The following is a 17447-nucleotide window of genomic DNA, read 5'->3' as shown; positions in this document are numbered from 1 at the left end:
GGCCCCTCCTAGCAATTCATTTTACTTTACGATAGATTTTTTCCACTCTATCCAGGGGTTCGTAGCAGTCGCTGTACCTGGTGAAATGAATGGATTCCTTCGCACCGAGGACGAGCACTCCGAAGCGGCTCAGGCTCTCGTGGAACAAGCCATGGACATGATCGCGGAGTTCGTCGTTGAAATAAATCATTACGTTGCGGCACAGAATAACGTTGAATTCGTTAAATGATGTATCGGTCGCCAGATTATGCTCGGCAAAGATTATATTTTTACGCAGATAGGGCTGGAAAATGACCGAATTATACTTGGCGGTATAATATTCGGAGAACGAGCCCGTACCTCCCGCTTCCAGATAGTTCTTGGTATATTGCTTCATCTTGCTGATTTCGTAGACGCCTTCCTTGGCCTGCTGCAGGGAACGGTTGTTCATATCGGTCGCATAGATGCGGGCTTTCTCATACAAGCCTTCTTCATGCAGTAGAATCGCCATGGAGTAGACTTCCTCTCCCGTTGAACAGCCTGCGTGCCAAATGCGGATGTACGGATAGGTACGCAGCAGCGGAACCACTTTGCGCCGAAAGGCAAGAAACAATTCAGGGTCGCGGAACATCTCGGTAACCGGGATCGAAATACTGTAGATAAAACGCTCGAAGCACTCCCGGTCATGAAGCACCTTATCCTGAAGCGCGGATATCGTAGACACATTCTCCGCATGGACATGATGCCAGATTCTCCGCCGTAGGGAAGGGAGCGCATAATTGCGGAAATCGTAGCCGTACATCCGGTGAATCCCGCTCAACAGCAATTCAATTTCAATTGTCTCCAGTTCGCTGCCGCTGACATCCTCGAAAGCCGGGTCCCCGAATTCCCAGTTATTAGTAAACATAGCTTCCAGCTCTCCCTGCGAGGCGTTGCATTCGGTTTCAGCGCCTTGAAGTCATAAACCTTGTACATGTATTACCCCGATTCTTGCGTTACGAATACAGCCAGACGCGCATTAAAGACAAAAGCTGGTCCGTGTCGATCGGCTTCTTCATATAATCGGAAGCGCCGGCTTCAATGCACTTGCCCCGGTCCTCCTTCATCGCTTTGGCCGTCAGGGCAATGATTGGCAGCTTGGCATACTGCGGCATCTCGCGGATTCTCTTCATTGCTTCGTAGCCGTCCATCTCCGGCATCATCATATCCATCAGGACGAGATCGAAATCATGGGCCGTCAGCATTTCCAGCGCCTCGCGCCCGTTCTCCGCAAATTTAACCTCCATCTGATAGCCTTCGAGCATACTCGACAGGGCAAAGACATTGCGGATATCATCGTCCACCAGCAAAATCCGCTTGCCTTCGAACAACTCTTCCTTGTTGTGCAGCTTCTGAAGAATCCGGCGCTTGTCTTCCGGCAAGTTCGCTTCCACCCGGTGCAGGAACAGCGTCGTTTCGTCCAGGAGGCGTTCCGGCGAGCGCACATCCTTGATAATGATGGATTCCGCATACTGACGGAGCCGGGTCTCTTCCTTGCTGTCCAGATCCTTGCCGGTGTAGATAATGATCGGCAGATCGTTGAGTTCTTCGTCATCGCGGATCTGGTCCAGCAGCTCGAAGCCGTCCATATCGCCCAGCATGAGATCCAGCACCATGCAGTCGTAATGCTGACGGCGCAGCTCGGCCAGCGCCTCCGCTCCGCCCGAGACCGCTGTAATGGCTACATCGTCGTAGCCGATCAGTTCCATGATGGAACGGCGCTGAATGTCGTCATCCTCGACGATCAGCAGATGTTTCAGCGTGCTGGAGGTGTAGGCCTCGATCTGGGTAAAAGCCTGCTCCAGCGCTTCCCGCGAGGAAGGCTTGCGCAGATAGGCCATGGCCCCCATCATCAAGCCCTGCTTCGGTTCGTCGATCACCGAGACGACGTGAACCGGAATATGCCGGGTCTCCGCCGAGCTCTTGAGCTCGCGCAGGATGCCCCATCCGTCGATGACCGGAAGCTGGATATCCAATATAATGGCATCCGGCAAATAGGTCTTCGCCATTTCGAGTCCGACATCGCCCTGAAGGGCGGCCAGTGCCTTGAATCCGCGGCTGCGGGCCATATCCAGCAGAATCTTGGCGAACTTGACGTCATCTTCAATTACAAGCAGCACTTTATCGCTTGCCGCCAGCTCCTCCCGGTCGTCGGGAATCCGCAGCGGCTCGGCCGCTTGGGAAGCCGCCGCCTCGGTCACAGCCGGGATCGGATACACGGCCGTCGGCAGACCCATGAAGGTCTCGGCGCCCGGCTCCTTCGCCTTGCGGACGTACTCGCCGTTGACCGGCAGGAACAGCGTGAATTCGCTGCCTTGACCCGGCTCGGAATCCAGTACAATCGCTCCGCCGATCAGGCGGGCCAATTCCCGGCTGATGGACAGGCCCAGGCCGGTACCGCCATATTTGCGGCTGGTCGTGCCGTCCGCCTGCTGGAAGGCTTCAAAGATGAGATCGCGCTTGTCCTCCGGTATGCCGATGCCGCTGTCTCTGACGGATACAGCCACATAATCCCCGGCGGGCAGCCCGGCCGGCAGAAGCTCTTCGCCGGCCCGGGCGATTTTGAATTCTACAAAGCCTTGGCTCGTGAACTTGAACGCATTGGAGAGCAGGTTCCGCAGAATCTGCTTGAGCCGGTGACCGTCCGTCATGAGGACATCCGGCAGCGGCTCGTCGAACAGAATGCGCAGGCTCAGATTCTTCTTCTGGGCCACCGGAGCAAAATTCTGCTTCACAAACGTCTTGATTTCGACCAGCGGGACCGCTTCGCGGTTCAGTTCCATCTTCCCGGCGTCAATCTTGGACAGATCCAGAATCTCGTCAATCATCTTCAGCAGGTCTGCGCCCGAAGTGTGGATGGTCTGCGCGAATTCAAGCTGCTTCTCGGTGAGATTGCCGTCCTTGTTCTCGCTTAAGAGCTGCGACAGAATGAGCAGACTGTTCAGCGGCGTCCGCAGCTCATGCGACATATTCGCGAGGAACTCGGATTTGTACTTGCTTGTAATGGAGAGCTGCCGGGCCTGCTTCTCAAGCTGGCTTCGCGCTTCCTCGATCTCGCCCCTGCTCTCTTCGACGATCTGCACCTGTTCTTCCAGGGAACGCGTCTTGGCGATCAGTTCCGTATTGTAATGCTCCAGTTCTTCCTGCTGGCGCTGCAGCAGCTCTTCGGAGCGCTTCAGCGCTTCCGTCTGCTCTTCCAGATTCTCGTTGGAACGGCGCAGCTCTTCCTGCTGCGTCTGCAATTCCTCGGACTGGCACTGCAATTCTTCCGTCAGCGCCTGGGATTCGCGGAGCAGCTCCTCCACCTTCAGGCGACGGCTGATATTATTGAGAATAACGCCGAGATTCACGGCGAGCTGTGCCAACAGCTCCTGATGCAGCGGCGTGAACGCCGAGAAGGCGGCGAATTCCATAACGCCGAGCACTTCTTCCTCGAAGACCAGCGGGTAAATCGCAACATGTCCCGGGAGATGCTCGCCCGAAGCCGAGGTTACCTTGAGGTAATCCGCCGGCGTCTCGTCCAGCACAATCGTCTTCCGGTCCACTGCGGCCTGCCCTACAAGTCCTTCACCGATATGGAAGCTCTCGGGACGGCTGCTGTCCATCGCATAGGACCCGGCCAGCCTCAACCGGTCGGCGCGGCTCTGTTCCTTCAAATACACGGCGCCGAACTGGGCGCCGAGCACCGGCGTGAACTCGCTGATGAACATCTGGGCGATCTGGTCCAGAGAATTGACACCCCGGAGCAACTCGGTGACGCGGGCGACGTTCGCATTCAGCCAGGAGCGGTCGCGCTGGGCGTCGGCGTAGGCTTTTTCCAATTGCTGCTTCTGCTCAATATCTTCCGCCATCTTCTTGAAGACATGGGCGATCTCGCCGATCTCGTCCTTGGAGGCGATCCGGATGCGCCGAATCGCCTTCAGCTTGCCGCTGCCGAAGCTCGAGATCATCATGGATACCGTGTTCAGGCCGCGGGTGATGCTTGGCAGCACCCACAGAATCACGCCCAGCCCAAGCAGAAGACCGACGATCATGATGACGGATACCGCCTGAATGGAACGCTCATACGCTGACTTGGAATCGCTGATCTCATCGGAGATGGCCCGATCCTCGAAGTCCGCCAGGCTGTTCAGACTGTTCAGCATTTCAATTTGGGCCGCCAGACCGGTATTGTTCCGGTAAGCGTTGGCCTTGACGCTCTCGCCCCGGTCAAGCATCTCCAGCACCTGCACACGGTAGGTCTCGAACGCATTCCAGGAGTCTTCCACCTGCCGGGCCAGCTGCTGCTCGTCCGCCGTCTTCTCGGCATCGCGAAGCGTCTTCAAGTATTCCTGCGCTCTGTTGAGCATCCGGTTCATTTCGCTGCGCTGGGCATCGCTGTCCGTCGCATCCGGATTCAGCAGCAGGTTGGCCAGTACGCGGGAAATATCGTTCGCCTCGCCCCGGAATCCCGAGGAGGCGCGGATCTTCTGATAACGATCCTGGTAGATGCTGTCAAGCTGATGGTTCATAAATTTAAGCCGATCGAAGCCGACCATCGTCAGGGCGAGCATAATGACAAGCAGCGCGCTGAAGCCGATCAGCAGTTTGGCCTTGATCTTCATTCCTTATCGTTCCCTTTCTCCTAGCGTTATCCATACCAGACACTTGTCGTCGTCCCGATTGCTCTGGGCGCCGGTAAGGAAGGTTTCCCGCATTTCCTTCTCTCTCCATCCGTGTTCGCCTCTCAACCGCTCAATAAGGAACTCCAACTGGTCTTCCTGGCCGCCCTCGGCCATCTCCAGCAGACCGTCTGTATAGAGCGTCAGATGGCCTTCTCCCTCATAAGTGAGCGTCTGCGGCTGAATCTCGATCCGGTCGAACAGTCCGACCGGATGGCTGTTGCTCTCAAGCAGCACGGGACGTTCCCGGCCGTCTTCAAAGAACAGCGCCGGCGGATGGCCGGCGTTGACATAGTCAATCCACTTCAGCCTTGTGTCTATAACCATATAGATTGCCGTAAAATAGTATTGGATCAATTGGTTCTCGATATAGAGCTGATTGAACCGCCGGTTAAGCTCCTGGACCACTTTCGCCGGTTCGACAAAAGTAGTAACGGTATCCTTCAATACAGACGCAATGAACATGCAGAACAGCGACGAGGAAATGCCGTGCCCCATCATATCGAGCAGTACAACGCCGTACCGGCCGTCGCCGAGCGGGTACCAGGAATACAGATCCCCGGCCAGCTCGTAGGAGGGCTGATAGAGAGCGTGAACCTGAAATTCCGGCTCTTCAATCGGGAGGCTGAGCACCGCGTTCTGAACGAGCGCCGCCAACTTCAGCTCATCCTGAATCCGCTGATCCCGTTCCTTGTGCCAGTCTTTCTCCTGCTTAAGCCGGAGCGCCAGACGGATTCGGGCCATCAGTTCCACCTTGTTGATCGGCTTGGTTACATAGTCGACCGCACCGGCATCCAGCGCTTCGGCCAGTTTCTTGGAATCGCCGACAGCCGTCACCATAATAATCGGAATATCGCGCAGCACTTCATGCTGCTGAATAATGCGGCAGGCTTCGATTCCGTCCATCTCGGGCATCATCATATCGAGCAGAATCAGATCGACATCGGACTTCCATGGACGTTCGCTGCTGATCTGCCGGTCGGCTCCAAGCCGCTTCAGCATATCCCGGGCTGAGGACTCTGTAACAATATTCCGGTAGTCCTCTTTCTTCAGAATCTCCCGGATAATTATGATATTGGTTGGATTATCGTCCACAATCAAAATTCTCATGGGTTCACCTCGCAAAGCGATATATAGAGAAAAGACAAGTATTCTTCAAAAATCGACCCACTACCATTTAACTATATCACAGCCTGATTTGTTCAACAAAGCAACCTCCAGCCCCACTGGAAGTGGTTCTGGAGGTTCCCTCATTCACCATATGTTGGGAGGCATATAGGCATCAAGACCGGGCCGCCTTCTTGGCTACCAGAAGAACCTTGCCCTGGTTCAATTCTTTCTCATAGAATTCAGCTTCGGAGTCGCTGAAGCCGAGAGAAGCAATCTTCGCGCGCAGCTCGCTGCCTCGGGAACGGAACAGATCCGCTACTATACCGAGCAGGCCTTCTTCCTGCCTTCCGACCTCATTCGCATCGGCCGCTTCCGCAATACGGTCCTCTCGATCCTGATCGTAGCTGATGACATAGATCTCCTCCTTCGTATAACCGCCGTCCTTCAGACGGTTGATCTCCTCAATGGCGTTAACGCCGTTCTCCACAAGCTTGGCGTAAGCCTGAGTACGAATGGGATCCATGACTGCATTCTCCTTTACGCTAAAAGTTCCGACTATTCATTAACCGGAGTACCGGGAAATGAAACACCGTTCAGGAGGAAAATTCATCGAACAAATCTATGCCTTCCCAAGCTCCGCTCGACGGATTGCGGTAAATTTTCAGTGCCGCCGTACCGCGCATATAGACGTCGCCGTCTTCAGCGGCATAGTCGACCCGGCCCAGTATGCTCCGAAGATCGGAAGCAAGCGGGTCGATGGTTCGTCCATTGATAACCAGCCCGTACTCCCTTGCCTGCTGCGGCTCTACATGTACATACACGACCAGCCCTCCTTCCACGCCGACCGTAGCATCGGCGTAGCGGTAAGCCTCACCGCCGGCAATTGGGTCCGGCGTAATGGAGACAGGGTCCCCCTTCGCCTGGAGCAGCTCTTCACGGCTGGAGAAGAGCGCAGCTCCGGCCAGCGAGTCGAAGCTGGACAGATAAGGGTCCGCGCTGCCTGCCGTCAGCAGAGAATAGACCGGAGCAGCGATGTTCCGGACCTCCCGGGGCGGCTCTGTGCCCATTGCGGAATCCGGTGTCTGAAAGAAAGGGAACACTAAACTCAGAAGCAGGAGAACTGTATGCATGCGGCGCCGCCTTTCTCTCGGTAACCGATACCGTTATTTGACCCGTGCCGTTATTTCCGGTATTTCTGCCACAGGCCTGCCGCAACGTCGACGCCTTTCATGACGGCCGTCAGTTTGCCCGTGTTCTTCTTCGGATAGGAAGCCTCGTAGCTCTTGAGCGTCCGCTCTTCGGCCGGCGACAGCGGAGTCTTGTCGATGGAGATCGCTTCGCTCTTCGACTTCAATTCCCGGCCCTTGCGGAATTTCTCGATTACCGTAACCGAGACCTGCTTGACGGTCAACGTCAGTTCGCTCAGCACTTCACCCAGATTCTGAACAGAATCCATAATCGGATCGATCTTCTGGATCTTCCCTTGGACATCGGCTGTGATGTCGTTGGCGTGCCGTACGGTGGTCTTCACTTCATAAGTAAGCTCATCAATGGTCTTCTGCACTTCCTGAAGCGTCTGGCTGACTTTGTCGAGCGAGGTCTTCGCGGAGTTCAGGGTCTTGACCAAGAAGAAGACCAGGACGGCGAATGCAATGGCTACTAGTGCGATACTGAGATCAATAATCATTAAGGGTGTGCTCCTTCCGTTCGGTTCGTATTTGTGTCTCAATATTGACTAGTTACCCCTGCTTTCCGGGACCGAAACAACGGTCCGGCGCAGGCTTTCCGGCGTCATCTCCCCTTTGTTTCAAAGCCCGAGGGACGCGTTTATAGATGGACTACACCAACAATTGAAAGGGTGAACCAATCATGCTGAGATGGTCTGTGCTTCTCCTTGTAATCGCGCTGATCGCCGGAGTATTCGGATTCTTCAATATTGTGGCGGCATTGGTCGGCATTGCCAAAATTCTGTTCTTCGTCTTCCTCGTCCTGTTCGTCATTTCGCTCTTCACGGGACGCCGGGGACGAACGATGTAGCCGGTTATCCGGCCCCAGCCGCTTCAATCTTATGTATATGCGTCGGCCAGTGCTCGAATCGCCCCGGCCGCGCCGCCCAAGCCCGGAAATTTCGCAGGCCCGGAAGCCGCCGAATCTCCGGGTTTTGTGCGTCCGGGAAGTATACTCTCCCCTCCTTCGAAGAGTCCTCAAATTTCTTGCAGCGAAAAGATGGTTCATCGTGCCCAATTTATGTTTACTAGGATATTGATCACACGGCATCTTCTATAAACCATAGGGAGGTAATTGATTCATGAAAAAGTTCGCAACAATCGCAGCAGCCATCGGCTTGACCGCAGCGCTGGCCGGAACGGCCGCAGCAGCCGACACCGCAACCGGAACAACAGCTACGACTTCCACTGTGACCGGCAGCACATACACGCTGGTGCCGGAACCGGTAATCACTCCGGCTGATCTGAAGCCTGCCACGCCGATGATTATTCTGACTCGTCCGGCAGCCTTCTACCTCTCCAGCACTTCCCTGACTCCTTCCGGCGTTCTGGCTCCGCAGACAGTTGATACCACAGGCAACGTCATGACCGACGCGATGGGCAACGAGTGGAGAGAAATCTACACCTGGCTGGGCAAAGCCTGGATCAAGGTCCCTGCTTCCGCTTATGTAATCACGCCGTAAACGGAGCGGCACCGCTTCACCGGCACTCCAACTTGTCCTGACCATAGAGTCTCTACATAACCGGGCAGCCAGGCCGTCAAGTTCCGGCAAAGCCCTCCAAGCGCAACCGGTCGGGATGTTCACACTGAAGAAGGGTATTTCCTCAGCCGTACCCGGCCGTGGAAATACCCTTCTTCCGTTTAAGCACCCGTCACAAACGTGTACCGCGTCCGCTTCCCGACTGCTGAATATTTATATTTCAGTGGATGACCGAACCTCCGTACAGGAATCGGTACGTCCAAGAAGCGCTGATCGTATCCACACGCACCCCGCCTGAAGCCTTCGAGTACGTATGAAGCATCTGTCCATTGCCAAGATAGACGGCAACATGAGTGATGACGGCGGCGGACTTGTCGATCCCGGCGTAAGCCGAAGCCGAATTGCCTCTGTAGCTCATGAAGAACATAAGGTCCCCGCGCTTCAGACCGCCAATCTCCGAAACCGCCTTGCTGTCCGACAGAATCCAGGCACCTTGAGCCCGGGAATCGGCCGGCAGCGTAAGCGATGCGGCTTCCTTGAAGATCTGCCGGACCAGATCCGAGCAGTCGAACGTAGCCGTGTCGCTTCGGCTGGAGCCATATTCGTACGGCGTTCCGAGGTACTTCATTCCGGCACTAATCACTTGTTCGATTCTCGCTGCCGCATCTCCTGCCTGTCCGGCAGAAAAAGCCGATGCAGGTTCTGCCGGAGCAGGCGAATCGCCTGCGGCCGGTGGCAGAAGCCGGATGTAACGCTCAAGCGAGCTCGCGTAACCGATCCGGCCCTCCGGTGTCCGAATCTTATAGAAGTAATCCGTCGGCTGATCCAGTATCGTAACGGTGCTTCCCTGTTTCAAATACGTCAGGAACCGCCCTTCCAGCGAAGGCTGGTCGCGCAAATTTACCGTAGAGACAATGACTGCGCTGCGTCCGGCCAGCGTAGCCGGCGACGCGGAGTTCCCCGCCGCGTGAACCGTTGCGGCGCCTGCCGCACTGCCCGCGCCGGCTGCAATGCCGACTGCCCACAAAGCGGCAGCCGCCTGTCTGATCCATTTATGCATAATGTCGTTCCCCCGATGACTGAAGATCCGAAATCCAACAAGGCGCGCGCAGCCGTCATTGTTTTTCTGCCCTCATTATAGGCTTCGCCTTCGTCCGGGAGCATGAACCAAACTTCATAAATCCGAGTGCCAATTCATGGAACCGGAGTGAGTCTACAGTCTCGATTCCTCCTTGGAATTGGTGGAAATTACAGAGAATTAGGAAGAGGCCTCCGTCTTCGGTTCCACATGGACATGCACATTGAAGATATTATGATGCTTGCTCATCCGTTCTTCAATCGTATCGCTGATAAGATGGCTCTCCCTCACTGTCAGTCCGGGATCGACCTCGACCACGACATCGACCAGCACCAGATTGCCGTGAATACGAGCCTTCATGTCCTTGATTCCCTCCACGCCCGGGATCCGGGCAATGGTGCTGCGCAGGTCCAGCAGCTTGTCTTCGTCGAATCCGTCGGTCAACCGGTACGTGGAATCCCGGAAAATGTCCCAGGCCGTCTTGACGATCAGCAGACCGACGAGGACGGCGGCTGCCGGGTCCAGCCAGGGCAAGCCCAACTGGGCGCCGACGATTCCCACCGCGGCGCCGATGCTGACCATCGCATCCGACAGATTATCCTTGGCCGCAGCCATCAGCGCGCTGTTGTTGATCTTCAGCGCCAGCCGGCGATTGTACAGGTAAACTCCCAGCATCACCACAGCGCAGACCACGGCAATCCCCGCCGACCAGATATTCGGGTCTGCGCGTTCTCCGCGCAGCAGAGAGCGCGAAGAATCCAGAATAACCTGAAAGCCCACCATCGCCATAATGAAGGAGGCCAGCAGCGCCGCCACCGTCTCCGCCCGGAAGTGGCCATAGGCATGGTCCGAATCAGGCGGTTTGCGCGAGATGCGCAGTCCGATCAGGACGGCCAGCGACGCTACAATATCCGTAAGGTTATTGAAACCGTCGGCCAGCAGCGCGCTGGAAGCGAACCAATAGCCGCTTATCAGCTTCAGGGAAGAGAGAATGAGATAAGCCGCAATGCTGATCATCGCTCCCCGCTCGCCCTTGCGTATGTCTTCATAGATGTCTGTCAATTGCCGACACTCCCCTGCTTAAGTTCATTCACCTATCCTAGCAAACGGCGGACTGGTGGGTCTAGAGAAACAGTTTTGCCGCTCCGCAAAGAAGATGGCCCCGTCCATTTGCCTTGGCCGGCGCTTCCCGCCGGGAACAGCTTCAACTATTCTTGCCCTTGTAGACCTATTTAAAAACCTTTAAAATCAAGGTGTATGCCAGAGATTGCCGCATTCCTTTGACGGAGGTTACTCAAGATGAACGAGAGCAATGACAGACCGAAAGTGAATCTCGCCGACGCCATTAAGGCCAAGCTGGAGCAGAAGAAACAGCAGAACAGCGCGAAGCCCGGCTCCTTCCAGGCCGGAACGGCGAAGACCCTGAAGACCCAGAACAACAAGAAGCCGAACAACCAGCGCCGCCGCACCGGCGGGTCCTGATTGCCCGCGCCCGGCGCCCGGCTTGTCCTGTCCCAACAACGCAGGATTGACGCAAGGCCTGCAAGAAACCGTTCCTTCCGCTTCTGTCCTCACGAAGCGGGGAACGGTTTTTGTTAGCAGCACATACGGAAGGGGCCGTCCCCAGCCATTGAATGGCGTGTGGGACGGCCCCCTTTTTTGACAGCTCTTACACTTCCACCGGATACATCCGCTGGCGCAATTCCTTGACCTCGTCGTTCTCCAGATATTCGTCGTAGGACATGACGCGGTCGATAATGCCGTTAGGCGTAATCTCGACGATGCGGTTCGCGATCGTCTGGATGAACTGATGGTCATGCGAAGTGAACAGAATCGTGCCGTCGAAGTCGATCAGCCCGTTGTTCAGCGCGGTAATGGATTCGAGATCCAGGTGGTTCGTCGGCTCGTCGAAGACGAGGACGTTCGCGCCGTTGAGCATCATCTTCGCCAGCATGCAGCGCACCTTCTCGCCCCCGGACAGCACACTCGCCTTCTTCAGCGCTTCTTCTCCGGAGAACAACATCCGGCCCAGGAATCCGCGCAGGAACGTCTCGTCCTGATCTTTGGAATACTGGCGCAGCCATTCCACGAGATTCATCTCCACGCCGTCGAAGAACTTCGAGTTATCCTTCGGGAAATACGCCTGCGTCGTCGTAACGCCCCATGTATATTCGCCTGCATCGGCTTCCTGCTCGCCCATAATGATATCGAAGAACGTCGATTTCGGCAGCCCGTTCGGGCCGACGAACGCGATCTTGTCGCCTTTGTTGACCACGAGTCCGAATTCGTCCAACACCTTCTCGCCGTCCAGCGACTTGGTCAGACCGGTAACCGTCAAAAGCTGCTTCCCGGCTTCGCGCTCCGGCTTGAAGTTCAGGAACGGATATTTGCGGTTCGACGGACGGATGTCGTCGAGGGTAATTTTATCGAGCTGCTTCTTCCGGGACGTCGCCTGCTTCGACTTGGAGGCGTTGGCGGAGAAGCGCTGAATGAACGCCTGCAGCTCCTTGATCTTCTCTTCCTTCTTCTTGTTGGACTCGCGCTGCAGCGCGAGCGCCAGCTGGCTGGACTCGTACCAGAAGTCGTAGTTGCCGACGTACATCTGGATTTTGCCGAAGTCGATGTCCGCAATATGCGTACAAACCTTGTTCAGGAAGTGACGGTCATGGGATACCACGATAACGGTGCCTTCATAGTCCATGAGGAAGTTCTCGAGCCATTGAATCGATTCCAGATCCAGATGGTTGGTCGGTTCGTCCAGCAGCAGGTTGTTCGGACGGCCGAACAGCGCCTGGGCCAGCAGGACGCGGACCTTCTCGTTGCCGGACAACTCCGCCATCTTCTTGTCGTGCAGCTCGCGCGGAATGCCGAGACCGATCAGGAGCGCGGCGGCGTCCGGCTCGGCGTCCCAGCCGTTCAGCTCCGCGAATTCGCCTTCCAGCTCGCCGGCGCGCAGGCCGTCCGCTTCGGAGAAGTCGGATTTGGCGTACAGCGCATCCTTCTCCTTCATGATCTCATACAGCCGGGTGTGGCCCATGATAACGGTCTCCAGCACCGGATATTCGTCATACTCGAAATGGTTCTGCTTCAGCACGGCCATCCGTTCGCCCGGCGTAATATGAACTTCGCCCGTGTTCGGTTCAATCTCGCCGGAGAGAATCTTCAGGAAGGTCGATTTGCCGGCGCCGTTCGCTCCGATCAGACCGTAGCAGTTCCCGGGAGTGAATTTTATATTGACATCTTCAAAAAGTGCGCGCTTTCCGTAGCGGAGGGTCACGCCGCTTGTACTGATCATGTTCGCATTACCATCCTTTTCACATAGGTTTCCGGCCTATTATAGCATAAAACCCGGCGGCCCGGTTGGGATGGACCGCGCGGAATTTGAGATTGCCCGTCCGGCTTCGTAAATTACTCAAAAATAAGATAAACTAAAGCTATAACCGCACGCAAGGCAGGCGACACTACGGGGCGGCGCACCCGCCCGAAGGGAGACCGACATGAAGATAACCTTTATTGAGCCGACGCCGAGTCCCAACACCATGAAGCTGCATCTGGACGAGAGTCTGGAGCCCGGCGTCCGCCGTACCTATACCCCGGATACCCTGCGCTCCGCTCCGGCCTGGGCGCGCGAAATGCTCGCGATTCCGGGCGTGGACAGCGTCTTTCACACCGCAGACTTCGCGGCGCTCGAACGGAGACCCCAAGCCGACTGGGCGGCGATTCTGCGCGAGGTGCAGACCCGGTTCGGCGGCGAAGGCCTGAGCGGCCCGGATTTTGACCCCGGCGACGAGAACGCGGGCGCGCACTTTGGAGAGGCGCAGGTATTCGTCCAGATGTTCCGCGGCATTCCGATGCAGATTCGGGTCAAAACGCCGGGCGGCGGCGAAGAGCGGATCGCCCTCTCTTCCCGGTTCACCCAAGCGGTGACGGAGGTCGCCAGCGCGACGCTCATCAAAGAGCGCAAGCTGACGGATTACGGCGTCCGCTACGGCGAACCCGCCGAGATCGCCCGGGAAGTCGAGCAGGAGCTTGAAGCCGCCTATCCGCAGGAGCGGCTGGACTCGGTGGTCCGACAGGCGATTGCCCACGGGGCGAAGGGCGAGTTCGTCGAGCAGCGCAGCAAGCGGCCGGAAGCCGAGCTGCTCGCTGCGCTCGGCAGCGAGGACTGGCGCGAGCGCTACGCCGCGCTGGAGGATCTGACGCCGAAGCCGGAACTGCTGCCGCAGCTCGCCAAGGCGCTGCGCGATCCGAAGCTGCAGATCCGCCGGCTCGCCGTTGTCTATCTCGGCGATCTCCGGACGCCGGAAGCGATGGAGCTGCTCTATGAAGCGATGCGGGACAGCGCCCCGGCGGTCCGGCGCACCGCCGGAGACACCCTGTCCGATATCGGCGATCCTGCGGCGACGAAGGTCATGCTCTCGGCGCTGTCCGATTCCAGCAAAATCGTCCGCTGGCGCGCCGCCCGCTTCCTCTATGAGGTCGGCACCGCCGAAGCGCGGGACGCCCTCCGAGGAGCGGCGGACGACCCGGAATTCGAGGTCGGCCTCCAGGCCCGCATGGCGCTGGAGCGGATCGAGTCCGGCGAGGAGGCGGCCGGAACCGTCTGGCAGCAGATGTCGGAGCGGCGCCGTTCCTAGCGAACGGAATTCCGTTATTTGTCATTGCTTCCCGCCGGGTCTTCGGCTATACTGGCAACTGGCAGTTTATAAACGAATGAAGAATGATACGCCTCATCATACTCACGATGAGGTAGAGGTCGCGGAGATCAAGAGTACGCACGGGGAGACGCAGCAGCCGTCAGTGAGCCGTCCGGAAAGGGAAATCCGCCGAAGTCCGTCTGTCGCTGGTGAACAGACGGGCTGGGGCCGTTGCCGAAAGGGACGGAACTGTCACGCTTCAAGGAGAATCTGCCGGGCATCGCCCGGTTCTGGTTGTCCCTGCGGCGTGTTGCGCTATCTTCACGGGAGAGTACGATGCGGCAGCCGATACAGGATGAACCGCAGCGCTGTTGCTCTGCGGTTCTTTGTTGTTTCCCCGCAGCTTCCACCCACTCCCCTTTTATGAACTTTCCGTATCCCACATCACGAACAGAGGAGTGTTCTGCATGACCCCTACCACGAACAGCGGCGGCCTTCGCAAGAGCTTCAAGGCCCGCCATATGACCATGATCGCCCTCGGCGGCTCCATCGGAACCGGACTGTTCCTTGCCAGCGGCGGCGCCATTGCCTCGTCGGGACCGGGCGGCGCCCTGCTTGCGTACGCAGCCGTCGGCCTGATGGTCTTCTTCCTGATGACCAGTCTCGGCGAGCTCGCCACTTACCTGCCGGTATCCGGCTCCTTCAGCACCTACGGCACCCGGTTCGTCAGCCCGGCCTTCGGCTTCGCCATCGGCTGGAACTTCTGGTACAACTGGGCCGTCACGATTGCAGCCGAGCTGTCGGCCGCCACCGTCATCATCAAATACTGGTTCCCGGGCAGCAACTCCATGCTCTGGAGCCTGCTGTTCCTCGTGCTGATGTTCGCGCTCAACGCCCTGTCGGCCCGCGGCTACGGGGAGTCCGAGTACTGGTTCGCCCTCATCAAAATTGCCACCGTCATCGTGTTCCTTGTCGTCGGCGTCCTGATGATCTTCGGCATCCTCGGCGGGAAATCCACTGCCGGGCTGGATACCTTCAATCTGGGCGGCGGTTCCTTCCACGGCGGGTTCTTCGCCTTCGTCGGGGTCTTCATGGCCGCCGGCTTCTCCTTCCAGGGAACCGAGCTGATCGGCGTCGCCGCCGGCGAGAGCGAGAATCCGCGCCGGAACGTTCCGATCGCCATCCGCCGCGTGTTCTGGCGCATTCTGATCTTCTATATCTTCGCCATCCTGGTGATCGGCATGATTATCCCGTACACCAATCCCGACCTGCTTCGCGGCGGAGTCGATGACATCGGCGTCAGTCCCTTCACCATCGTCTTCAACAAGGCCGGGCTCGCCATTGCCGCCTCCGTCATGAACGCGGTCATTCTGAGCTCGGTGCTCTCGGCGGGCAACTCCGGCATGTATGCGGCCACCCGGGTGCTCTACGCCATGGCCCAGGACCGCATGGCCCCGCGCGCGCTCGGACGCCTTACCCGGCGCGGGGTTCCGCTCAATGCCCTGCTTGTCACCACCGCCGTCGGCATGCTTGCCTTCCTCGCCTCCCTGTTCGGCGACGGAACCGTCTACACTTGGCTGCTGAACGCCTCCGGGATGTGCGGGTTCATCAACTGGCTGGGCATTGCCCTCTGCCATTACCGCTTCCGGCGCGCTTTCCTCGCGCAGGGGCGTTCGCTGGATGAGCTGCCGTACCGGGCAAAGTGGTTCCCGTTCGGCCCCCTCTTCGCCTTCGCGCTCTGTCTGATCGCCGTGCTGGGCCAGAATCTCGGCGCCTTCACCGGCGGCTCGGTCGACTGGTACGGCCTGCTCGTCTCTTATGTCAGTCTGCCGCTCTTCTTGGCCGTCTGGATCGGGTATGCCTGGAAGCGGAAGAGCCGGATTATTCCGCTCACCGAATGCGACCTGACCCCGCATCCCGAGTAACGAACGGATGGTCCGGAACAGCTGTCAGGCAGCGGCGGGGACGGTCTTCCGCCAATCCTAGAGAATAAGAAAGCGGCAGCCCCGGGATTGCTCCCGGAGCTGCCGCTTTCTTGCGTCGTACAGCCTGCCCGCAGACAGGGAAGGAAGCCGTCAGCTCTTCCAGTTCACTTCCACCTTCAAATCATTCGTCCCTGCAAGCCGCTCCGCACTGTAGGAGAGACTCTCGAATCCGAGCTTATAGAGCTGCTGCAGATCCGACTTCAGACTGCTCTCGCCGCCCCGGTAGCGGAATTGGACCGAAGTTCCGCCTTCTGCCTTCTTCTGCAAGGCCAGAATGCTGAGTTCCGCCGCCGAACCGACCGCCTGCTCCTCGTTCAGAATATCATAGCCCAGATCCTTCTCCAGCGCCCGGTAGACGGCGGCTTCGCTGCCGCCCGCCGCGGCCAGCTTCTCCAGCGTCCCGGCATACACCGTACCGGCTGCGGGGTAATCCCGCGTCCAGCTGTGGTCCTGACGCATCTGCGCATCGCTCAGCAGATAGTAATTGGTGGAGGCTTCCCCGCTCCGGTCCGGCAGCGGGTCATCCCAGGTCGTGTCCAGATGATACCATTTGCCCTCAAGCTGAACGAGATTCCAGGCATGGGACTGGGATCTTCCGTTCTGCCGGGCGGTGCCTTCCGCAATCCGGACCGGAATGCCCGCCGCCTTCAGCAGCTTGTAAGTCAACAGCGAATACCCCTGGCAGACCGCGCTGCCGTCGTGAAGCGCCTCATAGGCGGTATAGCGGGTATAAGAGAGATCATATCTCAAGTTCAGCACCACCCAGTCATGGATGGCCTTCACCTTCTCATGCGGGTTCATGCCCGGATGGACGATCTTCTGAAGAACCGCCTTCACTCTGGCATCGACATAAGCCGTCTCCTGGAGACTCTCCCGGTATTTCAGCTTAACCGATACCTGTGCCGATTTGGACCCGCCCTGATACGAATAGGCATAGCTGTCTACAATGTAATAGAGATACGGATCGCTTGCCATCGCCTGCTCGATAGAGGTCTTGATGGCCGCCTTCAGGCGGGACGTCGAGCCTGCATAGGCGAAGCTGACTCCTTCTCTCCGGTTAGTCATGGCCCCCGCCAGCCGGGCCGTCATTTCGGCGGTGTTCCGCAGCGCCGCATCCTTGGAGGCAGCGTACGCTTCGTCACGCCCCCAGTACACGACCGGAGGAACCGCCGCGGCGACCAGCATGCCGAGCAGAACGGCCTTTGTTATTTTCCCCATCCTCTTCAGCCTTCCCGCTTCTGGTTTGGTCTT

The 17447-nt window shown here is 57.8% G+C and carries 15 protein-coding genes and 1 riboswitch; of the genes, 5 read left to right on the top strand and 10 right to left on the bottom strand.

All coding sequences use genetic code 11. The features are described 5' to 3' along the window. Nucleotides 1-16: 16 nt before the first annotated feature. The 6 genes from F4V43_RS13695 to F4V43_RS13670 all read right to left on the bottom strand — a co-directional run bounded on the left by F4V43_RS13695 (nt 17) and on the right by F4V43_RS13670 (nt 7476). Entirely contained in the window at nt 17-886 is an 870-nt protein-coding gene (locus F4V43_RS13695) for a CheR family methyltransferase (protein WP_150458812.1), read from the bottom strand. Between the two features lie 88 nt (nt 887-974). Then, a complete protein-coding gene (locus F4V43_RS13690) occupies nt 975-4622 on the bottom strand; it encodes a response regulator (RefSeq protein WP_150458811.1) in 3648 nt (1215 codons plus the stop codon). A gap of 3 nt (nt 4623-4625) precedes the next feature. Continuing rightward, nucleotides 4626-5789, bottom strand: a complete 1164-nt coding sequence (locus F4V43_RS13685; protein ID WP_150458810.1) for a SpoIIE family protein phosphatase — start codon at nt 5787-5789, stop codon at nt 4626-4628. Nucleotides 5790-5961: 172 nt separating this feature from the next. Then, nucleotides 5962-6312, bottom strand: coding sequence for a general stress protein (locus tag F4V43_RS13680; RefSeq protein WP_150458809.1), 351 nt, complete (start codon nt 6310-6312; stop codon nt 5962-5964). Nucleotides 6313-6382: 70 nt separating this feature from the next. Continuing rightward, nucleotides 6383-6919, bottom strand: coding sequence for a hypothetical protein (locus F4V43_RS13675; protein WP_150458808.1), 537 nt, complete (start codon nt 6917-6919; stop codon nt 6383-6385). 50 nt (nt 6920-6969) lie between these two features. Continuing rightward, nucleotides 6970-7476, bottom strand: a complete 507-nt coding sequence (locus F4V43_RS13670) for a DUF948 domain-containing protein (RefSeq protein WP_150458807.1) — start codon at nt 7474-7476, stop codon at nt 6970-6972. A 182-nt stretch (nt 7477-7658) separates the two neighbouring features. Here F4V43_RS13670 and F4V43_RS13665 point away from each other — a divergent pair, with 182 nt between their 5' ends. Then, nucleotides 7659-7826: a DUF1328 domain-containing protein gene (locus F4V43_RS13665; RefSeq protein WP_150458806.1), complete on the top strand. Its 168-nt coding sequence runs from the start codon at nt 7659-7661 to the stop codon at nt 7824-7826. Between the two features lie 271 nt (nt 7827-8097). Beyond that, nucleotides 8098-8478 carry a hypothetical protein gene (locus tag F4V43_RS13660; protein ID WP_150458805.1) on the top strand — a complete coding sequence of 127 codons (381 nt, stop codon included), beginning with the start codon at nt 8098-8100 and terminating at the stop codon, nt 8476-8478. A gap of 238 nt (nt 8479-8716) precedes the next feature. Here the strand turns inward: F4V43_RS13660 and F4V43_RS13655 are convergent, their stop codons facing one another. Together F4V43_RS13655 and F4V43_RS13650 are read right to left on the bottom strand one after the other, a co-directional pair. Beyond that, nucleotides 8717-9556 (bottom strand): C40 family peptidase, encoded by an 840-nt coding sequence (locus F4V43_RS13655; RefSeq protein WP_150458804.1) that lies wholly within the window; start codon nt 9554-9556, stop codon nt 8717-8719. Between the two features lie 198 nt (nt 9557-9754). After that, nucleotides 9755-10591: a cation diffusion facilitator family transporter gene (locus F4V43_RS13650; RefSeq protein ID WP_191089584.1), complete on the bottom strand. Its 837-nt coding sequence runs from the start codon at nt 10589-10591 to the stop codon at nt 9755-9757. A gap of 282 nt (nt 10592-10873) precedes the next feature. Here F4V43_RS13650 and F4V43_RS13645 point away from each other — a divergent pair, with 282 nt between their 5' ends. After that, nucleotides 10874-11056, top strand: coding sequence for a hypothetical protein (locus F4V43_RS13645; protein WP_150458802.1), 183 nt, complete (start codon nt 10874-10876; stop codon nt 11054-11056). Nucleotides 11057-11243: 187 nt separating this feature from the next. Here the strand turns inward: F4V43_RS13645 and F4V43_RS13640 are convergent, their stop codons facing one another. Continuing rightward, nucleotides 11244-12869, bottom strand: a complete 1626-nt coding sequence (locus F4V43_RS13640; RefSeq protein WP_150458801.1) for an ABC-F family ATP-binding cassette domain-containing protein — start codon at nt 12867-12869, stop codon at nt 11244-11246. A 202-nt stretch (nt 12870-13071) separates the two neighbouring features. Here F4V43_RS13640 and F4V43_RS13635 point away from each other — a divergent pair, with 202 nt between their 5' ends. Beyond that, nucleotides 13072-14211, top strand: a complete 1140-nt coding sequence (locus tag F4V43_RS13635; RefSeq protein WP_150458800.1) for a conserved virulence factor C family protein — start codon at nt 13072-13074, stop codon at nt 14209-14211. Nucleotides 14212-14316: 105 nt separating this feature from the next. After that, nucleotides 14317-14537, top strand: a riboswitch (Lysine riboswitch). Between the two features lie 141 nt (nt 14538-14678). Further along, nucleotides 14679-16136 (top strand): amino acid permease, encoded by a 1458-nt coding sequence (locus F4V43_RS13630; protein WP_150458799.1) that lies wholly within the window; start codon nt 14679-14681, stop codon nt 16134-16136. Nucleotides 16137-16286: 150 nt separating this feature from the next. On the opposite strand, the gene F4V43_RS13625 is transcribed toward F4V43_RS13630, so the two are convergent. Beyond that, nucleotides 16287-17414, bottom strand: a complete 1128-nt coding sequence (locus F4V43_RS13625) for a transglutaminase domain-containing protein (RefSeq protein ID WP_150458798.1) — start codon at nt 17412-17414, stop codon at nt 16287-16289. Between the last annotated feature and the right edge of the window lie 33 nt (nt 17415-17447).

Origin of the sequence: Paenibacillus spiritus (assembly GCF_008710135.1) — a bacterium.
GTDB classification, from domain to species: Bacteria; Bacillota; Bacilli; order Paenibacillales; family Paenibacillaceae; genus Paenibacillus_AQ; species Paenibacillus_AQ glufosinatiresistens.
The sequence above is the reverse complement of the archived record's forward strand: the minus strand, read 5'-3'. Positions and strand labels throughout refer to the sequence as shown.